Below are 23,070 nucleotides of genomic sequence, written 5' to 3' on the forward strand. Positions count from 1 at the left end.
CGCGACGCGAAGCGGCCCCTGCTGTCTGAAGTGGACTGTCTGACTAGCGGACGACGACGATGTTCGGCAGGGACTTGTCCCTGATGTACTGCAGTATCTGCTGCTCATTCCCCGGACTCAGACCGGTCACGTCGAGGAGAACGATGTCGGACTTGGCCGAATGCTTCAACAGGCTGTTGGACGTCTTCGGCCAGTTCAGCTGGAAGAACTGGTCCGCCTGGGCGTTGAAGGGACCGAACGCGTCGTACGTCATTCCGTCCGCGGTGTACCAGTCCGGATTCGCCGAGTCGAAGGGTCCGGAGTAACGGAAGAACTCCTTACCGTAGGTCTTCTCCCCCCACAGAGCGATTCTCAGCTCCTCTGCGGAGAAAATCCCCTCTTTGCCGGGCGCGAGATCCACACCGAGCGCGCCGATGCGTTCGGCCTCCGTTCTCGTGAGGCTCGTCGCCTGCTGCACCCTGGCTGCCCGCATCGCCGCGAGCTCGGCCTGCAGAGCCCTCACCTCGGCCATAACCTTGGTAGCGAGGCCCACTATGGCTGACCTGGTCGACACCGTGATCAGCCAGCTGGGGAAGAGCGCCGCGCCAGCAGGGTCGACCGACATCAGAAGGCCCTCGCAGACGACGCCGCATTGCAGCATCATCGTGATCATCGAGTTGGCCACCACTACGACCGTCAGCATCGCCATGAACATCTGCATGGTGGCCATGCCGAGCTCGAAGCTGCGGTTCTCCGAAAATCCAGGATGCAGCACGTCGGCGGTGCAGTTCTTGTAGAGGTCGCTCTCGCGGCCCTGCCCGTACAAGTGGTCGCAGATCTGACCGTTCTGGAACGCGCGGGCGGTCTTCTCGTCGTCGGACTGGCCGACCAGGTTGATGCAGTTGGTGTATTCGCCGGAGCCCGCCTGGTGCCGGATCCCGCAGTACGCGGCCTGATCAGCCGCCTCCCTGACCTTCATGTCGTCGACCAGCCGGTTGGCGTGCTTGAACGCCTCGTCCGCGGCGGCGAGAGCCTCGCCCGCCAACTCGCCGGCGGCGATCTTGGCGTCGTAGGCGGTCTGCGCCGACGCGTACGCCTCGTTCGCGAACCTCCTGGCCTGTGCGGCCGACGACTCCGCCCAGGTGGCGGACCTGGCCGCGTCCCGCGCGGCCGCGAACGCCCTGGCCGACGCCGACTTCGCCGTGCGGGCCGACTCCGCCGCCTTCTGCGCGGACTGCTCGGCCTGCTGGGCTGAGGCGGAGGCGTCCTGGGCGTACTTCGCGGCCTCGGTGGCCTGGCTGCGGGCCTGCTGCGCGTACTGTGCCGCTTCCGCCGCCGCGCCTCGGGCGGTGGCGGCGACGGCCTGCGCCTCGTTGGCGGCCTGGACGGCAGTGGCCGCCGACTTCGAGGCCACCGACAGCAGGGTCGACACCTCAGCGATGTGCGCGGCCGCTTCGGCGTCGCGACGTATCGAGGAGTAGCGGCCAGACTCGAGCCACTGCTTGATCGCGGCGGGCGAACCGTCCAGGACGGCGTTGCCCATCGCCTTCGTCTCCGGGCCAGAGGCAGGATCGCTGACAATGCGGTTCACGGCAACGCGGTCGTCGACGACGGCGGTGTTGAACCTGTCAGTCTTCAGGAACTTCTGGTACGCCGCCGCGGTGCCGACGTCGAGCGCCTTCTGCGCGGCAGCCGCGGTGATGGTGCGATTTTCCTGCCGTTCCGCCGCCATCACCTGGTTGATCTTGATGCGGTCGTCCTGGTCGCGGCCCACATAGTTCTTGTCACGCAGGAATCGCACGATGTCGGCGTCCGAACCGGACAGTGCCGCGTTCGCCGCGTCCTTCAACCGTTGCGTGCCATCGGCGGCGATGATCTCGAGCGTGTTTCGGTCGTCCCTGCCTGCGGCGAATTGGACGCCGTGGCGCACGTACTGGGCGACCTCGGCGTCGGCACCGACGAGCGCGGCCTCCGCAGCGCGCCTGGTCCACTCGCCGTCCGAGGAGGCCAGCCGCAGCGCGATCTTGCGGCCGTGGCTCACCACCAGCGACTCGGCAGCACCGGGCGCGGTCGCCTCGGCGATCAGCGTGTTCGTCCCCGCGTCCCGCCTGGTCGCCTGGTCCGCGTCCCGCTGCGGGGCGGGCTGGGCCGCCGCGAAGGTCGCTTTCGTCTCTTGAGCCGCCGCGCGCACCTGCTCGGCGTGGATCTTGAGGTTCTCGTCCTCCACGACACGGGCGGCGTCGTAGATCGTCTTGGCCTGGTTCGAGGCGGTCACCGCGTTCTCGGCGGCGGTCGTGGCGGCGTTCGCGTGCTTGGTCGCTTCAGCCGCCTGCTTGTCCGCTTCCACGGCGTGGTCGGCGGCCTGCTGGGCGGCGTCCGCGGCCTCCCTGGCGTTCGTGCCCGCCTTGAGCGCGGCGGCCCTGGAACGGTCGGCTGCGGCGGCTGAGGCGTTTGCGAAGGTCTCCGCGGCGGTGGCCGCGCGCTTGGCCCGTTCGGCCTCGCGCTGGGCCAGGGCTGCAGCGCTGCGGGCCGCTTGAGCGTCCGCGCCGGCCTGGTCGGCGAAGTTGCCGGCGTTCGCGGCGGCGATGGCGGCGGCAGCGGCGTGCTGGCTCGTCGACACGGCTGACTGCGCGGCGCTGAGCGCGTTGCGAGCGGCATCGGCGGCGAGCCTCGCGGCTTCAGCGGCCTCGTCGACCCTAGCGGCGTCGTCGCGTGCCTTGACCGCGGCGTTGCGGGCGTCGCCGGCCTTGTTCCGGTCGGCGACGGCCGCAGCGGCGGCGTTGTAGGCGGCGGAAGCCGATTGTCCGGCAGCGGCGGCGGCCGAAGCGGCGCGAGAAGCCGCCGAAGCAGCCATCCTGGCGGCGTTGGTGGCGTTGTTGGCGGCCGAGACAGCCTCACCGGCGGACCTCGCGGCTCTCGTCGCGGCGTCCGCGGCCACCCCGGCGAACCGGGCAGCCTCGTCGGCGTTGTTCTTCGCGGCCTCGGTAGCCTTGGCTGCGCGCTCCGCCGCCTCCTTGGCGAGCTGGGCCTCGGCGACAGCCCGTGCCGACGCGTCCTTGGCCGCCTGGGTCTCCTGGATCGCGAGTTCACCGGCGGCCTTCGCGACCTGGGCAAGCTCGGCGACGGACGCCAGCTCGTCGTCGCGTGCCTGCGCGATCGGCCACTCGGAGGTCATGAAGTTCGTATAGGCCTCCAGGGTGCCGGCATCGAGCGCTTCCTGCGCCTTGGCTCGCACCCGGGGACCACCGACGGACATCAGCTGGTTGACCTTGATGCGCTGGTCGAGCTTCTCCTGGTCCTGCCAGCCCGACTGGAGGAACGCGCGCTGGATGGATGGGTCGTTCGAGTCCAGCGCCTCCTGGACCTTTGCCCGCACGTTCGGGCCGGAGACGGCCATCGCCTGGTTGAGGCCGATCCGCACGTCCAAGTTCTGGGCGTTCTGCCAACCGGTGTTCAGGAAATCGCGGATCGCGGCCGGCGTGCCCGCGTCGAGCGCCTGCTGAGCGCCCTGCTTTACTCCCACGCCACCGGTTTCGAGCATCTTCGACAGCCAGCCGCGGTCGTCGGACTCGGCGGCCCGCCGGTAGGAATCGCCGTTGACGAAGCTGGCGATGTCCGCGTCGGTTCCAACCAGCGCACCGGCCGCGGCGTCCTTGACGGCCGGGCCGCCCAGGCGCCACAACGACATGACCCGCATGCGGTCGTTGCGCTGTGGTTCTGGTTCCTCGGCCGCGGCTTGCGGTGCGGTGACGACCACTGTGCTCGCCACCGTGGCGAATGCCAGCAGCAACGAGATCAGTTTTCGGGATCTCGTGTTCTTCATGAACTTCCCCCAGGACTCGTGGTGCACTTCGGACAGGCGGCCAGAATTTCCTGTGCGGAGTTCCGGTCGCCTGTCCGTCAGAATGTCGTGCGAGGGCTCGCCGTTACGGCTTGATCTCCAGCTTGACGATCGTCTCCGCCGGCTGGTTGCTGCCGAGGCCGACCTGCTGGTTGCCGTTCGGGTTCAGCTCGACGGTCCTGCGCTCACCCGTTTCTCGCGACACCTCGACGGTGCCCTTGTGCCCCTGCACAGAACCGTGGCCGTCACCACGGATCTCGAACGCGTCCGGGATCCGCAGCACCAGCAAGCCTGGGGTGCCCAGCACCTTGAAACAGACCCGGCCGTCGTTGTTCCCGCCCACGCTCAGGTCGGTCGAGCCGATGACCATCACGCCGATGCCGTTCTCCGGCTGCTGTACGCACGGCGAGTAGACGATGTGACCGTCACCGGAGATCAGCTCGACGTTGTCCTCGGCCAGGATGCGCGCGGCACCGGGGTAGCCGAAGTCCTCCACGAGCGGCTGCTGCACGTCGGCGGCCGTCGGCTCATTGGCGCTTGCCGCGAAGACACCCCCCACCGCGACCGCTCCGACCGCCAGACCGGTGACCAACACACGTGACCACGACTTCATCTTGAACCCCCAGGCATTCTTGTCGTTCAACTTGTCGTTCAACCCTGTCGAGCGCATGTCACTTCACCAGCGTGCAGGCGCCCGCCTGAGCGGAGACGTGACGCTCGGTGTCCCAGCCGGACCCGATGGACCGGCCGGTGTTGTCGGCCGCGCCGGGCGCCCAGCCGTCGGTGTTGTCGTAGTGCGCGTACCAGCGCAGCACCGGCACCGTGTCCTCGCCCCACGGGTTCTTCCCCAGCGCACCACGCGCGTACAGGAGGTCGCCGCCCGGCGAGAAGATCTCGCTGAACATGTTCCAGCCCTTGCCCGCGGGCTTGTCCTTCTGCGTCCACGTCTTCGAGGACACGTTGTACTCGAAGCGGAACAGGTCACCGTTCGGCTGGCGGGCGTACAGCACGCCGTCGCCGGCGGCGGTGATCGAGTCGAAGCGCTCCCACCCGGACTCGACGGTGTCGCCCGAGCCGTTCACCCAGGTGTTGTTCGCGGTGTCCCAGACGTAGTACCGCAGCCGGCCCTGGTCGTCGATCACGAAGATGCGGCCGGCGCTGTCGATCGTGATCCGGTTCTTGTACTCCGGTGTGAGGTACCGCTCCCAACCGCTGCCGACCACCTGACCGCCGGACCAGAAGCCGGTGTCGGGCACGGTCGGGCTCGGGTTCCACACCCAGCGCTTGAGCACGCCGTCCGCGTGCGGGTCGTTGCCGTCGATCTTCTTGTGGAAGTCCCACACCACGTTGCCGGAACCCGCGACCATCCGCCCGAACCAGCCGTTGCCGACCGCTTGGCCGCCGGACCAGGACAAGCCGCCGGTCTTCGCGTCAGCGTGCACATAGCGGTGCAGATCGCCGTTCTGCCGTGTGGACCACACCGTCACGGGTGTGCACGTGACCGGCGTCGGCACGATCTGCTTGGTGATCCACGTGGTCAGGTCGTCGACGCGCGTGCCGGTGCTGCCCTTGCGGGTCTCGGCGACCAGCAGGCAGCCGTTCTGCCAGGACCTGCTGCTCAGCGCGACCAGCTGCGGCGTGCCGCCGACCTCTCGGAACGCCGGACCACCGGCGTCACCCTTGCAGGTGTCCTTCTCACCGGTGAGCGATGCCTCGATGGCGTTGAGGGCACCGACGGTGAACGTCGCCACGTGGGGCCGGGCCGGCACCCATTCCGTCCCTGTCCGTCCGAACCCGGCGGTCTTCACGGACTCGTTCTGCGCCAAGGCGGTGGCGCTGAGTGCCAGAGGCGTGATGCCAGTGGTCTTCGCGGCCAGCTTGACCACCGCCACGTCCCGGCCGGTGTGCCGGACGATCTTCGCGGCGGTCGTCACGTGGCCGGCGCCTGTGGCGATGTTCGCCTTGCCCACCACGATCTTCACCTCACCGGTCTGCGGCAGGCAGGACGCGGCGGTGATGACGAACTCCGGATCGATCAGCGCACCCGAGCACCCCTTGTCCCCTGCCGTGATGCGGGCGAGGAACTCGTAGGCGCCGTCGGGAACGACCGCGCCGCCCGACAACGCCTGCGCGACCGGCACACCGGCGAACGCGACAACCACGAGCGAGGCGCCGATGGTGATCTTCTTGGTCGTGCTTGCAGACCGAAAACGCATCCGCGTCTCCCCAAACCCCCAGAGCGCGCGAAAACATCAGCGCGCTGCCCCCAGAACAGCGCACACCCCACGGGCGTGCGGCGGGAACGGTACCTGCAGATCATCCGGCTTTCCACAGCACGCGAAGTGACGCTTGTCGCGTAACGCCGCAGGATGATCTTGCCGGCGCAGTCGACCTCCACATGAGTCAAACTCCTGGTACCGGTTCATGTTCGCGATTCGGCAGTACGAGTTCGCTCCGGCGGAGAACCTGCGCTTCGTTGGGGTTCCCGATCCAGAGTTCGCCGGTGGTCAAGTGCGGATCACAGTTGCCGCGGCCGGGGTGCACCTGGTCGACACCACGATCCACGGAGGCGGGTCCGCGCACGTCGACTTTCCGGTGACGTGCTCAAGCCGCGAGAAGAGGAGCCGCCTCACAACGAACGGAAGCGGCCTCTCGTTCCCTTCGGTCACGCCGAAACGGGACCATCCGATCGGATGGTCCCGGTCCCCTGGTGCTCGAGCTAGAACAACTTCGCCGACTGTGCGGGCCAGTTGCCGTCGCCACCGTCCCACTGCTGGACGGGAGCGTCGAAGCCGTTCGCGTTGCCCTTCCACAGGAACGCGCGCGTCAGGCCGTTGTCGTAGTTGTAGAACGCCACGATGTCGGCGCGGCCGTCACCGTTGTAGTCGCCGGAGGTGATCCGGGCGTACTGCGCCGCCCAGTTCCCGTCGAGACCGTCCCACTTCTCCGTCCAGCCGCTGAACGAGGTCGCGTTCGCGTAGAAGACGAGCAGCTTCGTCCGGCCGTTGCCGTAGTTGTAGAAGGCACCGACGTCCGAGCGGCCGTCGCCGTTCCAGTCACCGGACACGTACCGCGCCTGCCCGTTGCCCCAGCCGGTCACGCCGAGCCGGTGTACCGGGGCGTTGAACCCGTTCGCGGTCGCCTCGAACGTCCAGAACGCGACACCGCTGTCCAGGTAGTCGTAGACCGCGGTGATGTCGACCTTGCCGTCACCGTTGTAGTCGCCGGCGAGATAGGTGGCCTTCGCCTGGTTCCACTGCCCGGAGCCGCTGTCCCACTTCTCGGCGGGCGGCTCGAACCCGGTCGCCGTGCCGTACCAGACGAAGAGCTTCGTCTGGTTGTTGCCGACGTCGTAGAACGCGGCGATGTCGGCGCGACCATCGGCGTTGAAGTCACCCGCGACGGGCTTCGAGGTCGCGGACGGCGGATTGTTCAGTCCGCCCGTCCACTTCTCCTGCCAGTCGCTGTAGCCGGTCGCGGTGGCGTAGAAGACGAGCAGCTTCGTCTCGCCGTGCGGGTAGTTGTAGAACGCCGCGGCGTCGGCCCTGCCATCGCCGTTGAAGTCCCCACTCACCCAGCGCGCGAAACCCAGGTTGAAGCCGCCCGCGTTGCCCCGCAGCTTGAACTCGGGTGCGCCGAGGCCGTTCTGACCTCCGGCCCACACCGGAAGGGCGAGGGTGTGGTCACCGAGGTCGTACGCGGCGGTGAGGTCGTCGAGGCCGTCACCGGTGAAGTCGTTGCGGGTGGGCACCTTGGTGGTGGCCGCGCTCACTCCCGACGCAGTGCCGTCCTGGCCGTTGTTCACCGGAACGACGCGGTAGTACCACTTCTGGTTGGCTGCCAGCGCGCTGTGCGTGAATGACGCCGTGGTGGCAGTACCAATCAGGGTGGACGGACCGACCGGCACGTCCGCGTTCTGCGAGGCGTACACCTTGAACGACTGGGCGCCCCTGGGCGCCCACGTCAGGTTGACCGCGTGCCTGGGCGCGGCCTGCGCAGCCAGGTCCAGCAACTCGGAGGCGAACCAGTCACCGAGGTTGTCCGTGCGAGCGGCGGTGCTGCCCTGCCGGGTCTCACTGACGCCGATGCAACCGCGCTGCCAGGAGGTGCTGTTGAGTCCGACGAGCTGAGGCACGCCGCCAACCTCGCGGAACACCGGGCCACCCGCGTCACCCTTGCAGGTGTCGACGCCGTCGTTGCCGGTCAGGGCAACCGTCTGGCCGTTGGCAGAGCCGACGGTGAACAGGGAGGTGCGCGGACGATCCGGCACCCACTCGGTGATCGTGCGGCCGAAACCAGCGACCCGCAGCACCTCGCCCTGCACGGGCGCGGAGCCGATCGCGATCGGTGAGCCGCCCTCGACGGGCCCGGACAGCCGCACCAGCACGGCATCGCGGTCGGCACGGGTGACGACCCAGGCGATGCCGATGTTCTTGCCCGCCACCGAGACCGTGGCACCCGCCGGCGTGCAGCCCTTGCCGGTCAGCACCCACATCGGATCGATCAAAGCTCCGGTGCAGGCCGCCGTGGTGCCCGAGGAGATCTTTGCGATGAACTTGTAGGCGCCGTCGGGAACGACCGAGCCGCCCGACAACGCTTGCGCGACCGGCACCCCGGCGAACGCGACAGCCACGAGGGAAGCACCGATGGTGATCTTCCTGGTCGTGCTTGCAGCTCGAAAACGCATACGCGTCTCCCCAAACCCCCAGAGCGCGCGAAACTCAGCGCGCTGCCCCCAGAACAGCGCACACCCCACGGGTGTGCGGCGGGAACGGTACCTGCAGATCATCCGAGTTTCCACGGCATGAGGAGTGACGCTTGTCGCGTAACGCGCCGAAGCTGATCTTGTTGGCAGCATTGACCTCCAGGTAAGTCGAGCTCCTAGCGTCGGCTCATGTTCGCGATTCGGCAGTACGAGTTCGGTCCGGCGGAGAACCTGCGCTTCGAGGAGGTCCCCGATCCGGAGCCGGCGAGCGGTCAAGTGCGGATCACAGTTGCCGCGGCCGGGGTGCACCTGGTCGACACCACGATCCGCAAGGGCGGGTTCGGGCCCGTCGGTTTTCCGATGACGCCGGGGCGTGAGGTCGCCGGGATCGTCACGGCGCTCGGGGAGGGGGTCGAGGCCGAGTGGCTGGGGCGGCGGGTGGTGGTGCACCTCGGGCAGGCGAACGGCGGATACGCGGAGCTCGCGGTGGCGGAGGCCAGATCGCTGCACGGGCTGGCCGACGACGTGTCGTTCGAGGCCGCCGTCGCCATGATCGGTACCGGCCGCACGGTGGTCGGGGTGCTCGACGCCGCGAAGCTCACGAAGGACGACGTGGTGCTGGTGACGTCGGCGGCCGGTGGCATGGGCGCGTTGTTCGTGCAGGAGGCTCGCAACGTCGGGGCTCAGGTCGTCGGGCTGGCCAGTGGCGAGAAGCTCGACCTCGTCATGGACAACGGGGCGGATGCCGCCATCGACTACACCCTGCCCGGTTGGGCGGACGGGCTCAAGGACATGACCGTGGTGCTGGACGGCGTCGGCGGTGAGGCGGGGGCGCAGGCGCTGAAGACGCTGGGGCCCGGTGGGCGGCAGATCATCTACGGGTGGGCGTCCGGGACCGCGACTCCGATCAGCACCGAGGCGTTGTTCGCCAACAGTCTCACCGCGACTGTCGCTTTGGGACCCGGGTTGATGCGAAGAGGGCTGCGGGTGCTGGAGGACGAGTCGATGGCAGGGCTGGCGAGCGGGCGGTTCGTGCCGCTGGTCAACCCGCCGTTCGCGTTGAAGGACGCGGCCGCGGCCCACGTGGCGCTGGAATCCCGCGCCACGGCGGGGAAAGTCGTGCTCAAGCCGTGAAAAGAGGGGCCGCCTCCGCACTGTGGAAGCGGCCCCTCGTCGTCACATCACGCCTGTACCGGCACCTCGACGAACTTCTTGCCCGCGAAGTTCTCGACCACCACGGACTGCACGTCCTTGGGGTCGACCAGCGCGGAACCGTCCAGGTTCGTGCCCTCGGCGGCGCCCTTCTTGGACACCACCCAGGAGCCCGCCTCCTGGCGGCTGCCGTCCTTCGAGACGACGAAGATCCGGCACTTCTCGCCCTCGGGGATGCCGTTGATCGCCATGTTCGTGCGGACCCACCCGGCGGCGGGGACGACCTTCACGGTCATCGACGCCTTGGTCAGCGGATCGGTGAACGTGGCGAGCCTGGTGCCCGCCGGGTCCGGTGCCACCGTCGGGGTGGGAAGGGCCGTCACATCGGGTGACGTGGCCTTACCGACGAAGACACCGGCACCGAGCACCACCACGGCCACGACGGCCGCCGCGGCACCGAGCGCGAACTGACGACGCCGTGCGACGCCGCCCCGTTCGGAACGCACCTGGCGCAAGGTGCGCTGCAACAACAGATCGCCGCCCTCGGGCGGCCCGTCCAGCATGGCCTCCGGCGGCACCTCGCCGAGGAAGGCCTCCATGTCGCGGAGCTCTTCGAGTTCACGCGCGCATTCGGGGCAGGACGCCAGGTGCTCGTCCATCTCGCGCACCTCGTGCTCGGCCAGTGCCCCTAGAACGTAGGCACCGAGCAGTTGCGGGTCGTGTCGCGTGGTCATCCAGCCACCCCCTTCAGTGCGACCTTCTGACCTCCGAAGGTCTCCCTCAAGGCTCGCAACGCGTAATACGATCTCGATTTCACTGTGCCAGGTGGCACCCCGAGCGCTTGCGCCGCCTCCGTCACGCTGCGGCCGCGGAAGTAGATCTCCATCAGCACGTCGCGGTGGTCGGAGGACAGCCTGTCGAGCGCTTCGAGCACCACCACCGAGTCGACGACCTGGTCAGCGTGGTCGCGCTCGACGGGTGGCGTCGCCGGGGACTCCGCCACCTCCTGAGGCCGCGCGGCCCTCGCACGAACCCTGTCGGTGACGATGTTGCGCGCCACCGTCAGCAACCAGCCACGCACCGATCCCTTGCCGTTCACGAGGGCGTCGGGATGGCGCCAAGCTCGGACCAGGGTCTCCTGGACCACGTCCTCGGCAGCCGCCCGATCGCCGGTGAGCCGCGTCGCGTACGCCAGCAGCGCCCGCCCGTGCTCCTCGTAGAGCGATCGGATCAGTGCCTCGTCGGCCGCGGCCTCCCGTTTGCGGGAGAACAAAGCCGCCATCCACCCACTCCTCCCCGCCCGCGAACACCTCTGCGGGCGTCCTGTTCAAGACCTCAGCCGACACACGAGCGACAGAGAGCTTCGGTTCAACGGCTTTCCACTGAAAAATAGGAATGCCGGATGTTAGCGGGAACGGTTGAGCCGCCCGACCAGCTCCGCCATCTGCTCCTCCGGCATGGCGTTGATGTACATGCCGTGGTCGGTCGCCGGATCTCGCAGCTCCTCCTGGAAGCTGTCGATCGCGAACGGGCGGCCCGCGGGGACGTCGTAGCCCACGGTGACGTGCAGGCGCGGGATCGGGAAGGTCTTGGCCGGGCACATGCCACCGGCCAGCGGGAACACCACGTGCGTGCGGTGCGAGGCGCTGTCGGTGTTGTTGCCGTCCCAGCAGCTGCCGAAGTCGTAGCTGCGCAACGTGGTCGCGTTTCCGCACAACGGGTACTTCGTCGTGTAGCGGTCCGGCCGGTCCGAGCAGCCCCACCGGGCGCGCGTGTTCGGGCCGTGGCCGTTGGAGAACGCCGACGGGTCGCCGGTGATCAGGCGCAGGAACCGGGGCATCGGCAGGACGGCGCTCACCGGGCTGCCGTCGTAGCGGATCTCCACGCTCTTCGGCCTGAGCACCTCACCGGTGTTGCCGTGCAGGCCGCCGCCGTCCGCGTGCTGGTCGTGCCCGGTGCCGTCGGTCAGGCGCAGCACGGGCCAGTAGTAGGTCGAGAGGTCGTTCTTCTCGCACGTGGTGGTGGCGGCCGCGAGGGACTCGTCCGTGGACTTGGCGTCGGCCGACCTGTTGCCGACGTACTCGTGCGTGTGGTGGGCGCCGAACGGGATGCCGGGTGAGACGACGGGGTTGTCCGCGTTGAGGTGGCGGTCCTCGTTCGCACCGCAGCGGATGACGACGTGCGGCGTCTTCGGGCCGGTGAGCACCTGGTCGAGCTCGGTGACGTACTGGCCGGCGGACAGCGCGCCGTTGGACGTGCCGCGCAGCAGGACCGCGGAGCCCGTGACGACGAGGAGCGCGACCACCGCGACTGCGAAGGTCACCGGTTTGTTCCGGGCCACGTCCACAGCCTGCCAATCGGTCCGGGCGAACAGAAGTGCGCCGTCTCAGCAGGACTGGCCGGCGTGTCCGGGCACGACGATAGCCCGGCGCGCCGGGCGGGCGGGCAGTGGACCTGACGAGGACCCGGGACCGTGAAGCACGTCGCTCCGCGGCCCGAGTCCCGCCTCAGTTCGCCGTCACCAGCGGCAGGCGGTCGTGGTCGACCACGCTGACCCCGGTCACGTCCCCCGCCCGCACCATCGCGGACCCGGCCAAGGTCACCTCACCGCCGTGCGCCCTCCACGAACCGGCGGTGAACGTTCGCCCGTCCTTCGTGTGCACGACCAGCCAGCAGGCTTCCCCGTCCTGCATCCCGTCGATCGTCGCGACCAGCTTCAGGCCGCCTTCGGTGTCGGTGACCTGCACGGCCATGCGCGCACCCGTCGACGAGGTCCCCTGCAGGAGCGCGGCGACGGTCTCGGTGCCACCGACCCCCATTCCCTGACCCAGCCAGACGCCCCCAGCGAGCACTCCGGCGACGACAAGGGTCGACGACAGGGCCGTGATGCGCCCACGGCGCCGCACGGCCTGATATCTCTCTTCACGGACCGTGCCCAGCGTGCGCTGGAGCAGGTGGTCCAGGTCCGGCGGAGGCCCGTCGAGCGCGGCCTCCGGTGGCAGTTCTTCCATCAGCATGTCGTTCTCGTTCAACTCGTCGGTGCCCAGGAAGTTCGGTGCCATGCGCTGGCGGACGCGGCAATGGACACGGTCACGCGGAACGATGCACTCAATTCTCTCCTTCTCCAGTCCCGCGTACGGCGGTGACCAACACCTTCAGAACGAGCCTGTGAGGAAGTTGGTTCAACGCAGATACAAAGAGGTCGTGCAGCCCACACGAAACGGTTGACCCGGCGCTCTACCAGCTCCTACGCTCTCATATATGATGTATGACCGGTCTGGCGTCCTTCCGGCGTCCCGGACGGACTTTGTTCTGGAATCGATCAAAGAAGCGATTCTTCACGGAAAGCTGAAGCCCGGTCAGGCGCTCGTGGAAACCGATCTCGCCGCGACGCTCAACGTCTCGAAGACGCCCGTGCGCGAGGCGCTCAAGACGCTCGCCGGGTCGGGGCTCGTGGTGATGAGCCCGTACAAGGGCGCCACGGTCCGCAGAGTCGACGCCGGGATGGCCGCGTCCGTCTACGACGTGCGGCTGTTGCTGGAACCGGAGGCGCTGCGCCGTTCCGTCGAACTGGGAGCGGACCTCACCGAGGCGAGATCAGCCCTGGACGAGGTCACCGACCTGGCGCGACGCAGCTTGGCCAACCGCCGCTTCCACCGCGCGCTCTACGCCGGGTGCGGCAACCCGTTGCTGGTCGAGATCCTCGACGGGCTGCGGGACCAGGCCGCGCTGATCACCGTCGCGGGCTGGGGCATGCACCCCACCTGGGACGCCGAGGCCGCCGAGCACCGGGCGATCCTCGTCGCCGCCGAGGAGGGCTTCGGCGACGCCGCGGCCGGCCTGTTGCGCCGTCACATCCAGACTTTCGCCGATCGAGTGGTCGAGGAGCTCCCCGATGTCGTTCGATGACCTGTCCAAGCAGCTGGCTTCCGTGGTGGCGATCACCGTCACACCGTTCGGCGCGGACGGGGCGATCGACGAGAAGGACTACGCCGCGGTCGTGGACCGGATGGTCGAGGCCGGGATCTCGGTCGTGACGCCGAACGGCAACACGAGCGAGTTCTACACGTTGTCCTCCGCCGAGACCGAACGCGCCCTGCGGATCACCGTGGACGTGGCCGCGGACCGTGCGGCGATCGTCGCCGGGGTCGGGCACGACCTGACGTCCGCCGTGGCCGCCGCCCGCTTCGCGGACCGGGCAGGTGCCCGGGGGATCATGATCCACCAGCCGGTGCACCCGTACGTCTCGCTGGACGGGTGGGTGGACTACCACCGGGCGATCGCCTCGGCGGTGCCCGAGCTGAGCGTGGTCCTGTACGTGCGCAACCCGCGCATCGGCGGCGAGCAGATCGCGGCACTGGCGGACGCGTGCCCGAACGTCGTCGGCGTGAAGTACGCGGTGCCGGACCCGGTGCGGTTCGCCTCCGTCGCCCGTGACGCCGGGCTCGAGCGGCTGACGTGGGTCGCGGGGCTGGCCGAGCTGTCGGCGCCGGGGTACTTCGCGGTCGGGGCCACCGGGTTCACGTCCGGGCTGGCGAACGTCGCGCCGCAGCTGTCGCTGCAGATGTTCCGGTGCCTGCGGGCCCGTGAGTTCGGTGCGGCGATGGAGTTCTGGGAGTTCGTCCGGGGGTTCGAGGAGCTGCGGGCGGCCGGTGAGTCGGCGAACAACGTGTCCGTGGTGAAGGAAGCCTTGGCGCAGCTGGGGTTGTGCCGCCGGGACGTGCGACCGCCTGCCTCTGTTTTGCCGGAAGCGGACCGTTCGGCCGTGGGTGTGCTGTTGCACTCGTGGAGCCTGCTGTCATGAACTCGTCCCTGAAGGGACGAGCTTGCCAGCCGCCGCGGGCGGCGGTTTTCAGGCTTGCTGCTGCCGTCCTGGCTGGCTGCCAGGATGGGCGCTGCGTCTGGGCGTATGACTTCGCCCCAGCGCACGACACCGCGGGCCGCGATGTTGTGTGCTGCGTTGTGGTCGGCGTGCCCAACGAAGTCACACCGGCCGCACTGGAACACCGCCTGACTGCGGCGGTTGCGTTTGTCGACGTACCCGCAGGCGTGGCAGGTCTGCGAGGTGTAGGCCGGATCGACCTGCACCACCACCACACCGGCCTGCTGGGCCTTGTAGGTCAGGAACTGACCGAGCTGAGAAAACGCCCAGGAATGCAGCGTGGCCCGTTGGGGCTTGCGAAGCCGTACCCGGACACGGATTCCCGTCAGTTCCTCGACGGCGATCCCGCGTCCGGTGCGTTCAGCCTCGGCCACGATGTTCTTGCTGATCCGGTGGTTCACATCGGCCGCGAACCGCGCCTCCCTACGACGGCGTTTCTTGAGCAACCGCCGCGCGGAGGATGTCTTCTTGGCCTGCAACCGTTTCCGGATTCGCTGCTGGCGTTCACGGTAGCGGTTCAGGCGCGCCCCGCAGAACCGGTCACCGTCAGAGGTGGTCGCGATGTTGACGATGCCCAGGTCGACCCCGTTCGCCGGTTCCTGCCGGGCGGCCTCGGGACTGTCGACGACGGCGTGCAACAGCCACACCCCGTCCCGGTGCAGCAGATCGGTTTCCCCGATCACCGGCCGGGAACGCAGCAAGGCGAGACGCCCAGGGTTTCCGACGAGCCGCACGGTGCGGAGCCGACCGGCGACCGTCCAGATCGACACCGTCCCGTCACGGCCCGCGTCACCGAGTTGCCAGGACAGACAGCGGGCGTCGAACGGCTGCCCCGCAAGCGGGCGGAACCTGATCGGGGTGTCCTCGACCTTCCGGCGCCGCTCCGACCCAGGCGGCCCGTAGTTGCCTGCCTTAAGGCCGGCCCGCAGTGTCGTGTAAGCGTCCACGGTCTTGCCGATCACCCGGATCGCCGGCTGGGCGGCCAGCCCGAACCGTTCCCGCAGCGCGGCGTAGAGGCGTTTCTGCACGTCGCACTTCCGGAACACCTGGTCGGTGCACATCCGCCCAGACAGCTAGGAAGCCGCCGTGTTGCAGGCGCGCAGGGTGTCATTCAGCGCCGACGCCTCCGCGGGCGTCGGCAGCAAGCGCACCTGCACAACCTGCTTCACGTTGATCACCATAGCGTTGGTCTAGGTCACCACGATGGGAACCCGACCCCAACGTACGCAGGGGACGCAGTGTCATCTACAACCTTCACGTCCACCTGGTCTTCGTCACAAAGTACCGGCGTGGCGCGTTCACTGATCAGATCCTGTGCCGCTGCAAGGAGATCGTGCGGGACGTGTGCACCGGCCTGGGCGCGGAGCTGCGCGAGTTCAACGGCGAGACCGACCACGTGCACTACCCGCCCAGCCTGGCTCTGTCCACACTGGTCAACAGTCTCAAGGCGTCTCCTCTCGACGCCTGCGGCAAGAATTCGCCGCGCACATCCGCCGACACCTGTGGGGGCAGCACTTCTGGTCGCCCTCCTACTTCGCCGGGTCGCGCGGTGGTGCGCCCTTGTCAATCATCAAGGACTACATCGACCAGCAGAAGCGCCCCGACTGACGGCCCCCCGCGCGGGCAGCACAAGCCGGGATCGGCACCTCCTGAACGTAAACGACCAGCCTTCCCCCGATTGGAGTTCAGGTGAAGCTTCGCAGCGCGGAGTGGTTCGAGGGCGAGGGACTGCGGGCGTTCTCGCACAACGCCCGGATGCGACAGCTCGGCCTGAACCCCGACGAGCATCTCGGCAAGCCGGTCATCGCGATCCTGAACACGTGGAGCGGCATCAACCCGTGCCACATGCACCTGCGCGAACGGGCCCAGCAGGTCGAGCGCGGGGTCTGGGAGGCGGGCGGCTTCCCGTTGGAGTTCCCCGTCTCCACGCTGTCGGAGACGTTCCAGAAGCCGACTCCGATGCTGTATCGGAACATGCTGTCCATGGAGACCGAGGAGGTCCTCCGGTCCTATCCCGTCGACGGCTGCGTGCTGATGGGCGGCTGCGACAAGACCACGCCCGCGTTGCTGATGGGGGCGGCCTCCGCCGGGCTGCCCACGGTCTTCGTGCCCGCCGGGCCGATGCTGCGGGGGCACTGGCGGGGCGAGCAGCTCGCGTCCGGCACGGACATGTGGCGGTTCTGGGACGAGAAGCGGGCGGGCACGATCTCGTCCTCCGACTGGTCCGAGATCCAGTCCGGGCTGGCCCGCTCCCCCGGCACGTGCATGACGATGGGCACGGCCTCGACCATGACGGCCGCCGCGGAGGCGCTGGGGCTCACGCTGCCGGGGGCGTCGTCGATCCCGGCCGTCGACTCGGCGCACCACCGGATGGCGGCCGCGTCGGGCATGCGCGCGGTCGGGATGGTGCGCGAGGGGCTGACGATCGGCGACGTGCTGTCGGCGGAGGCCTACGAGGACGCGATCCGGACCGTGCTGGCGCTGGGCGGCTCCACGAACTCGTACATCCACCTGATCGCGATGGCCGGGCGGTCGCAGATCCCGTTGTCGCTGGACGACTTCGACCGGTTGTCGCGGGAGGTGCCGGTGCTTGCCTCGGTCCAGCCCGCGGGACAGCACCTGATGGAGGACTTCTACTACGCGGGCGGGCTGCGCGGGCTGCTGTCGCGGTTGCGGGACTCGTTGCACCTCCAGCGGATCACGGTGACGGGGCGGACGTTCGGCGAGGACCTCGACGGCGCCGAGGTGCACGACTCCGCGGTGATCCGCCCGGTGGACGATCCGATCTCCGCCGAGGGCGGACTGGCTGTGCTGCGGGGCAATCTGGCTCCTGACGGCGCGGTGATCAAGTACGTGGCGGCTGATCCCGCGTTGTGGCGGCACACCGGGCCCGCCGTGGTCTTCCACGGCTACCAGGATCTGCAGGCACGGATCAACGATCCTTCATTGGACGTGACGAAGGATTCGGTGCTCGTGCTGGCCGGTGGCGGCCCGAAGGGCGGGCCCGGCATGCCGGAATACGGGATGCTGCCCATCCCGGACAAGCTGCTGCGCGAGGGTGTCCGGGACATGGTGCGCGTGTCCGACGCGCGGATGAGCGGAACTTCTTATGGCGCATGCGTTCTGCACGTGGCACCGGAAGCCCACGTCGGCGGGCCGCTGGCGCTGGTGCGGGACGGCGACCTCGTGACGCTGGACGTCGAGGCGCGGGTGCTGCGCGTGGAGATCTCCGACGAGGAGATGGCGCGTCGCCGTGACGCGTGGACGACGCCACCGCCGAAGTTCGAACGCGGTTACGGCGCTTTGTACTACGAGCACATCACGCAGGCCGACGAGGGCTGCGACTTCGAGTTCCTGTCACGCCCCGGAACGAATCCGGAGCCCAACGCCCACTAGGTCCTATTTGGACTCGATGCGGCCCTGCTCGGTGGCGGCGTCCTGCCAGTCGGCGGTTCCGAGCAACTGACCGCGCAGGTAGGCCGTGGTGAGCCGTTGCACGGCCGCGACCCGTTCGGGGCTCTCGTCGGTGGTCTCGGCGACGTCGTATCCGGAGACGCCGCCGAACCCGTGCTCCGCGCCGAACAGCGTGAGCAGGTCCTTCGGGCCGGGCGCCAAGTGGTACGGGTCGGCGTGCCAGTCCGGGCCCATGGTGGTCAGGTGCGCGGAGGCGTCCGCGTCGCCGGCGACCACGAGCGCGGGCGCGGTCATCCCACTGAAGTCCGTGGTCTGCATGAAGGAGTAGTTCTCCTTCACCACGTCGGTGACCGCGTCGCCGCGGCCGGTCGAGCCGAGCAGCACGCCCGCCTTGATCCGGTCGTCCTTCAGACTCACGCCCTCGGTCCGCATGCCCAGCAACAGGCTCGCGGTGTGACCTCCCATCGAGTGGCCGACGACCGCGATCTTCGTGCGGTCGAGGCGGTTCTGCAGCTGCGGCACGGCCTTCTCGATCTCGTCGAGGCAGTCGATGATCTGCGACATGTCCTCGGCGCGAGAACGCCAGAACATCGGTGCACCAGGGGTGTTCTCCGGCAGCGTCAGACTCCTGCTGCTCAGGTGCGTGGGCTGCAGGACGACGAAGCCCTGCTCCGCCCAGTGGTTCGCGAGCGGCGCGTAGCCGTTCAGCGAGGACAGGTGGTTCGAGTAGCCCTGCCCGTGTGACAGCAGCAGGATCGGCAGGCCGGTGCCCTCCGTCGGCGCGGAGACCTTCACCTGCAGGTCAACGGGCCTGCCGGGGATCTCGAGCACGACAGGGCTCACCGTGAAGACGGTCATGGGTTTCCCTTCGAGTACAGTCCACTCAAGCGGAGCGACGTTCCGGAACGATACGGAGCACTGTTCCGCTTTGTCAACCGACCGCTCGGGAAGGAGCGCGCGTGCCACCACGCAAGCGTGCCGACGCCGTGCGCAACGAGCAGACGCTGCTCGCCGCCGCGGCCGAGGTGTTCGTCAGGTCGGGCGTCGACGCGCCGATCCGCGAGATCGCCGCCGCGGCCGGTGTCGGCATGGGCACGATCTACCGCCACTTCCCCACCCGCGCGGACCTCGTCGTGGCCGTCTACCGGCACCAGGTCGAGGCCTGCGCGGAGGCCGGCCCCGCCCTGCTGTCCACAGAGGACTCCGCTGTCGCCGCGCTGCGCAAGTGGATCGACCTGTTCGTGGACTTCCTGGTGACCAAGCACGGACTCGCCGGCGCGATGCAGTCGGACAGCAGCGGCTTCGCCTCGCTGCACGCGTACTTCCTCGACCGGCTCGGACCGGTGTGCGGCTCGCTGCTCGACGCGGCGGCCGAGGCCGGCGAGATCCGCGCCGGCGTCCGGCCGTTCGAGCTGATGCGCGGGATCGGCAACCTGTGCATCGGCCGGGACGACGACCCGTGCTACGACCCGCGGCGGCTGATCGCCCTGCTGCTGGACGGGCTTTCCGTCCAGCAGTGACCGGCCGCCACCGCCGCACCGTCGATGCGGATCATGTCCGCCACGGCAGCCGCGCGAGCACGCGGCGGCCCTGCGCGCGGACCGCGTCGACGACGACCTGACCGACGTCGCAGATCCACCGCCGGCGACTTCGAGACTCCCACTTCGTCCAGTGCCCGGCTACGGCAGGGAATTCTGCGCGGCGAGCGGGATCTTGCCGCAAGCGGAGGCTGTGGTGTGCGTGCCGCCGGACAACGAGTTCGTGTCCAGGCTGGACGTGCACGGCGTGCCGTTCGTCGCGTTCGAACAGTCGGTGCGAGCTGGTGACGAGTGCGCCGCCGGATCCCGCGACCGTCGCGGACGCGCTGGTCGCGAGTGGTTCGGGCCGATCGCCACCGCGGCGGCGGGCGCTGACGTGCTGGTGGCCACCGGGCTGATGCCCCGCGGGCGCGCGGTCGGTGGCCGAGCACCTTCCAGGATCTTGGGGGCTCCGTTGCCCGCAGCGGAGGCCTTGTCGCCCGTTGGAGGTCGTGATCCCGGCCCTCCTCGATGCCCACACCGGGCGCCTGACCCGTCATGATTGGTTCGACCAGCTGGTGAGGGTGAGGTACAAGTGGCAGTCACGATCCGCGACGTGGCACGCCGGGCACACGTGTCGGTGGCCACCGTTTCGCGTGCGCTGACGTCCCCGGAGCTCGTGCGCCCGGAGACCAGGACCCGCGTGCTGGCCGCCGCGACCGAGCTCGGCTACCAGCCCAACAGGGCGGCGCGCGGGCTGATCACGGGCAAGACCGGCAACATCGGCATCGTCGTGCCGGACCTCGACAACCCGTTCTTCACCGGCGTGCTCAAGGCCGTGCAGGCACGGGCGACGCAGGCCGACTACGCGGTGTTCGTGGCGGACAGCGACGAGGACCCGGTCACCGAGGCCCGGCTGGTGCACGCGATGGCGAAGCAGGTCGACGGGGTCGTGCTGTGCGCTCCGGGCCTGGAGGACTCGCAGGTGCACGAGGTGGCCGGAGTGACGTCGCTGGTGCTGCTGAACCGGCGGCTGCCCGGCGTGCCCGCGGCGTTGATGGACTCGGCGGGCGGCATGCACGCCGTCGTCGACCACCTCGTCGCGCTGGGGCACCACCGCATCGCCTACCTCAACGGGCCGCGCACGTCGTGGTCCAACCAGGAGCGTCGCCGCGGCCTCATGACCGCGGTGGCGAAGCACGGCGTGGATCTGGTCGACCTCGGGCCGTTCGCACCGCGGTACGAGGGCGGCCTGCAGGCGGCGGACCTCGCCCTCGCGGCCGGCACGACGGCGATCGCCGCCTACAACGACATCATGGCGCTGGGCGTGCTGGCACGGCTGCGCGACCGGGGCGTCTCCGTGCCGGGCGACGTGTCGGTGACGGGGTTCGACGACCTCACCTACGCCTCGCTGTGCTCGCCCGCGCTCACCACGGTGGCGATGCCCGTGGCGCAGGCGGGACGCACGGCCGTGAACCTCCTGCTGGACTGGCTCGACTCGGACCACACCGACGCGCCGCAGATCGTGGCGGAGACCCAGCTGATCGTGCGCGGGACCACGACGCCACCGAAACGCTGACACGGATCCGATCGGTCGTCGGCGCGACCACAAAGGACGGAGATGCAAGGCGGCCCCGGCTGGGCGTCTGGGGGGAGTACGCCTTGAGCCGGGGCCGCGAAGCGGCTGGGCCCGAGGGGGGAGGGGGCCTAGCGCCGCTTGGTGTCCCACTCTGCCCTGACCGGACCGAATCCGCCAGGGTGGATGTACCTGTTTTTGGATTTCTCGTACGTACGGGTTACTCGTAGAGCCCTTCGTACAACGCAGAGTGAAGGCGGTGCACCACGCCGCGCTTGACCTTCAACGTCGGCGTGAGCTCACCTTCCTCCTGGGACAGATCCCGGGTGAGCAGCACGAACTTCTTCACTTGGGAAACACTGGCGAAGTGCGAGTTCGCTTCGTCGACAACTTCCTGCACGAGCGTTCGCACATCCGGGTGACCCACCAAGGATTCGACGTCGGACGGCAAACCACGGGCCGTCGCCCACGGCACGATCTCGTCGGCATCCAGTGTGATCAGCGCCACACAGTACGGCCTGCGATCGCCGAACAACACGGCGTGCGAGATCCAGCGGGACTGGCGCAGCACGTTCTCCACGTTCGCCGGCGCGATGTTCTTGCCGCCCGCGGTGATGATGATGTCCTTCTTGCGCCCCGTGATCGTCACGAAACCGTCCGCGTCGATCTCGCCCAGGTCGCCGGTGTGCAGCCAGCCGTCCCGCAGCGTCTCGGCCGTGGCCTCGTCGTTGCGCCAGTAGCCCGCGAAGACGTGCGGGCCGCGCATCAGCAGCTCGCCGTCCTCCCCCAGCGACATCTCGAGGCCAGCCACACCGGACGCGCCGACCGAGCCGAGCTGGAAGCGGTCCAGCGTGTTGATCGTGCCGACCGCCGTGGACTCGGTCATGCCGTAGCCCTCCAGCACCGGCACCCCGGCAGCGTGGAAGAACCGCAGCACCTCGGGCGAGATCGGCGCGGCGCCGGACAGGGCCTGCACGAGCCGGCCGCCGAACACCGCGCGCACGTTGGCGAACAACGCGTCGACCTGCTCGAACGCGGCCGCCATCTCCGCCGGCACGGGCTCGCCCGCCGCCCGCCTGCGCCGCACCTCCAGGCCCAGCACCACGGCCTGGGAGAGCTGCTCGGCGGGGACGCTCGACGTGACGAACGTGTAGATCTTCTCGAAGATGCGCGGCACGGACGGCAGGAAGGTCGGCCGGACCTCGGCCAGTTCCGGCACGATCGCCAACATGTCACCGCCGAAGTAGGCCAGCGCCCCGCCGCGGTACATCGTGCCGAACATGATGATCTGCGCGAAGACGTGCGCGAGCGGCAGGAACAGGTAGACGACGCCGGTCATCGCGTCGATGCGGGTCTCCTCCGCGAGCCGGCACAGCGCGACCCAGTTCGCGTTGGTCAGCACGCAGCCCTTGGGCGGGCCCGTGGTGCCGGAGGTGTAGATGATCAGGCTCGGGTCCTCCGGCCTGATCGCGGCCCGGCGGGAGTCGAGCACGCCGGCCAGCGGCGAGGTGCGGCCGGTGTCCTGCAGGTCGGCGACCCGCGGGCGGTCACCGGCGGGATCGATCGAGAGAACCGTGCGCAGCTCGGGGAGTTCGGAGCCGACGGACTCGACCTTGGCGCACTGCTCCTCGTTCTCGGCCACCACGATCGACGCGCCGGAGTCGCCGACGACCCAGGCGATCTCCTCCGGGGCGCTCGACGGGTAGATCGGCACGACGATGCCGCCCGCCGCGAGCACCGCGAGCTCGACCGCCGTCCACTCCGGACGGGTGTTCGCGAGCACGCAGACCCGGTCCCCCGCCTCCAGTCCGGCGTGGACGAACCCGGAGGCGAGGTCCAGCACCAGCTCGGCGACCTCGGCGTAGGTCTGCTCGCGCCACTGCCCGTCCTGCTTGAACCGCCACGCCACCGCGTCGCCGTAGGCCTGCTCCGCGAGGAACGGCAGGTCGGCTATCCGGCGGATGGCTCGCACCGCGTTCGGGCTGGTGACTCCGGCGGTCATCA

At 69.1% G+C, this 23,070-nt stretch carries 17 protein-coding genes and 2 pseudogenes; 7 read left to right on the forward strand and 12 right to left on the reverse strand.

Features of this window, described 5'->3' with window-relative positions; genetic code table 11:
- Nucleotides 1–43 precede the first annotated feature (43 nt).
- From LX88_RS36770 to LX88_RS36785, 4 genes are all read right to left on the reverse strand, one after another.
- Complete coding sequence (locus tag LX88_RS36770) at nucleotides 44–3,802, reverse strand: hypothetical protein (RefSeq protein ID WP_258952370.1); 3,759 nt, start codon at nucleotides 3,800–3,802, stop codon at nucleotides 44–46.
- A 103-nt stretch (nucleotides 3,803–3,905) separates the two neighbouring features.
- Nucleotides 3,906–4,475, reverse strand: a complete 570-nt coding sequence (locus tag LX88_RS36775; RefSeq protein WP_258952371.1) for a hypothetical protein — start codon at nucleotides 4,473–4,475, stop codon at nucleotides 3,906–3,908.
- A 16-nt stretch (nucleotides 4,476–4,491) separates the two neighbouring features.
- Nucleotides 4,492–6,036, reverse strand: a complete 1,545-nt coding sequence (locus LX88_RS36780; protein WP_258952372.1) for a tachylectin-related carbohydrate-binding protein — start codon at nucleotides 6,034–6,036, stop codon at nucleotides 4,492–4,494.
- A 503-nt stretch (nucleotides 6,037–6,539) separates the two neighbouring features.
- The gene (locus LX88_RS36785) at nucleotides 6,540–8,507 is read right to left on the reverse strand and encodes an FG-GAP-like repeat-containing protein (RefSeq protein ID WP_258952373.1); all 1,968 of its coding nucleotides are present in this window, start codon (nucleotides 8,505–8,507) and stop codon (nucleotides 6,540–6,542) included.
- 207 nt (nucleotides 8,508–8,714) lie between these two features.
- On the opposite strand from LX88_RS36785, the gene LX88_RS36790 reads away from it, so the two are divergent.
- Nucleotides 8,715–9,659 carry a zinc-binding dehydrogenase gene (locus LX88_RS36790; protein ID WP_258952374.1) on the forward strand — a complete coding sequence of 315 codons (945 nt, stop codon included), beginning with the start codon at nucleotides 8,715–8,717 and terminating at the stop codon, nucleotides 9,657–9,659.
- Between the two features lie 47 nt (nucleotides 9,660–9,706).
- Here the strand turns inward: LX88_RS36790 and LX88_RS36795 are convergent, their stop codons facing one another.
- From LX88_RS36795 to LX88_RS36810, 4 genes are all read right to left on the reverse strand, one after another.
- A complete protein-coding gene (locus LX88_RS36795; RefSeq protein ID WP_258952375.1) occupies nucleotides 9,707–10,411 on the reverse strand; it encodes an anti-sigma factor family protein in 705 nt (234 codons plus the stop codon).
- Nucleotides 10,408–10,959 (reverse strand): sigma-70 family RNA polymerase sigma factor, encoded by a 552-nt coding sequence (locus LX88_RS36800; protein ID WP_258952376.1) that lies wholly within the window; start codon nucleotides 10,957–10,959, stop codon nucleotides 10,408–10,410. Before LX88_RS36800 ends, LX88_RS36795 begins: the two co-directional genes overlap by 4 nt.
- Nucleotides 10,960–11,082: 123 nt before the next feature.
- Nucleotides 11,083–12,000, reverse strand: a complete 918-nt coding sequence (locus LX88_RS36805) for a DUF1996 domain-containing protein (protein ID WP_258952377.1) — start codon at nucleotides 11,998–12,000, stop codon at nucleotides 11,083–11,085.
- Nucleotides 12,001–12,184: 184 nt separating this feature from the next.
- Nucleotides 12,185–12,739: a hypothetical protein gene (locus LX88_RS36810; RefSeq protein WP_258952378.1), complete on the reverse strand. Its 555-nt coding sequence runs from the start codon at nucleotides 12,737–12,739 to the stop codon at nucleotides 12,185–12,187.
- 202 nt (nucleotides 12,740–12,941) lie between these two features.
- Here LX88_RS36810 and LX88_RS36815 point away from each other — a divergent pair, with 202 nt between their 5' ends.
- Nucleotides 12,942–13,586 (forward strand): GntR family transcriptional regulator, encoded by a 645-nt coding sequence (locus tag LX88_RS36815; protein WP_258952460.1) that lies wholly within the window; start codon nucleotides 12,942–12,944, stop codon nucleotides 13,584–13,586.
- Complete coding sequence (locus LX88_RS36820; RefSeq protein ID WP_258952379.1) at nucleotides 13,573–14,481, forward strand: dihydrodipicolinate synthase family protein; 909 nt, start codon at nucleotides 13,573–13,575, stop codon at nucleotides 14,479–14,481. Before LX88_RS36815 ends, LX88_RS36820 begins: the two co-directional genes overlap by 14 nt.
- 143 nt (nucleotides 14,482–14,624) lie before the next feature.
- Here the strand turns inward: LX88_RS36820 and LX88_RS44685 are convergent.
- A pseudogene (locus LX88_RS44685) lies at nucleotides 14,625–15,620 on the reverse strand (RNA-guided endonuclease InsQ/TnpB family protein); the annotation flags it as partial.
- 182 nt (nucleotides 15,621–15,802) lie between these two features.
- On the opposite strand from LX88_RS44685, the pseudogene tnpA reads away from it, so the two are divergent.
- Nucleotides 15,803–16,167 (forward strand): annotated as a pseudogene (gene tnpA, locus LX88_RS36825) (IS200/IS605 family transposase).
- Nucleotides 16,168–16,248: 81 nt separating this feature from the next.
- Nucleotides 16,249–17,955, forward strand: coding sequence for an L-arabinonate dehydratase (gene araD / locus LX88_RS36830; protein ID WP_258952380.1), 1,707 nt, complete (start codon nucleotides 16,249–16,251; stop codon nucleotides 17,953–17,955).
- A 3-nt stretch (nucleotides 17,956–17,958) separates the two neighbouring features.
- Here the strand turns inward: araD and LX88_RS36835 are convergent, their stop codons facing one another.
- The gene (locus LX88_RS36835; RefSeq protein WP_258952381.1) at nucleotides 17,959–18,831 is read right to left on the reverse strand and encodes an alpha/beta hydrolase family protein; all 873 of its coding nucleotides are present in this window, start codon (nucleotides 18,829–18,831) and stop codon (nucleotides 17,959–17,961) included.
- Between the two features lie 101 nt (nucleotides 18,832–18,932).
- On the opposite strand from LX88_RS36835, the gene LX88_RS36840 reads away from it, so the two are divergent.
- Nucleotides 18,933–19,493 carry a TetR/AcrR family transcriptional regulator gene (locus LX88_RS36840; protein WP_258952382.1) on the forward strand — a complete coding sequence of 187 codons (561 nt, stop codon included), beginning with the start codon at nucleotides 18,933–18,935 and terminating at the stop codon, nucleotides 19,491–19,493.
- 159 nt (nucleotides 19,494–19,652) lie between these two features.
- Here LX88_RS36840 and LX88_RS36845 read toward each other — a convergent pair whose 3' ends face one another.
- Complete coding sequence (locus LX88_RS36845) at nucleotides 19,653–19,901, reverse strand: hypothetical protein (protein WP_258952383.1); 249 nt, start codon at nucleotides 19,899–19,901, stop codon at nucleotides 19,653–19,655.
- Between the two features lie 184 nt (nucleotides 19,902–20,085).
- Here LX88_RS36845 and LX88_RS36850 point away from each other — a divergent pair, with 184 nt between their 5' ends.
- Nucleotides 20,086–21,069: a LacI family DNA-binding transcriptional regulator gene (locus LX88_RS36850; RefSeq protein WP_258952384.1), complete on the forward strand. Its 984-nt coding sequence runs from the start codon at nucleotides 20,086–20,088 to the stop codon at nucleotides 21,067–21,069.
- 217 nt (nucleotides 21,070–21,286) lie between these two features.
- On the opposite strand, the gene LX88_RS36855 is transcribed toward LX88_RS36850, so the two are convergent.
- Nucleotides 21,287–23,068, reverse strand: a complete 1,782-nt coding sequence (locus LX88_RS36855) for an AMP-dependent synthetase/ligase (protein WP_258952385.1) — start codon at nucleotides 23,066–23,068, stop codon at nucleotides 21,287–21,289.
- Nucleotides 23,069–23,070 lie beyond the last annotated feature (2 nt).

The organism is Lentzea californiensis (assembly GCF_024648825.1).
Classification (GTDB): domain Bacteria; phylum Actinomycetota; class Actinomycetes; order Mycobacteriales; family Pseudonocardiaceae; genus Lentzea; species Lentzea californiensis.

Coding starts and splice junctions, on each gene's coding strand:
- LX88_RS36770 (WP_258952370.1), bottom strand. CDS start 3,802: ATGAAGAACACGAGATCCCGAAAACTGATCTCGTTGCTGCTGGCATTC.
- LX88_RS36780 (WP_258952372.1), bottom strand. CDS start 6,036: ATGCGTTTTCGGTCTGCAAGCACGACCAAGAAGATCACCATCGGCGCC.
- LX88_RS36785 (WP_258952373.1), bottom strand. CDS start 8,507: ATGCGTTTTCGAGCTGCAAGCACGACCAGGAAGATCACCATCGGTGCT.
- LX88_RS36790 (WP_258952374.1), top strand. CDS start 8,715: ATGTTCGCGATTCGGCAGTACGAGTTCGGTCCGGCGGAGAACCTGCGC.
- LX88_RS36795 (WP_258952375.1), bottom strand. CDS start 10,411: ATGACCACGCGACACGACCCGCAACTGCTCGGTGCCTACGTTCTAGGG.
- LX88_RS36800 (WP_258952376.1), bottom strand. CDS start 10,959: ATGGCGGCTTTGTTCTCCCGCAAACGGGAGGCCGCGGCCGACGAGGCA.
- LX88_RS36810 (WP_258952378.1), bottom strand. CDS start 12,739: ATGGCACCGAACTTCCTGGGCACCGACGAGTTGAACGAGAACGACATG.
- LX88_RS36815 (WP_258952460.1), top strand. CDS start 12,942: ATGTATGACCGGTCTGGCGTCCTTCCGGCGTCCCGGACGGACTTTGTT.
- LX88_RS36820 (WP_258952379.1), top strand. CDS start 13,573: ATGTCGTTCGATGACCTGTCCAAGCAGCTGGCTTCCGTGGTGGCGATC.
- LX88_RS36835 (WP_258952381.1), bottom strand. CDS start 18,831: ATGACCGTCTTCACGGTGAGCCCTGTCGTGCTCGAGATCCCCGGCAGG.
- LX88_RS36855 (WP_258952385.1), bottom strand. CDS start 23,068: ATGACCGCCGGAGTCACCAGCCCGAACGCGGTGCGAGCCATCCGCCGG.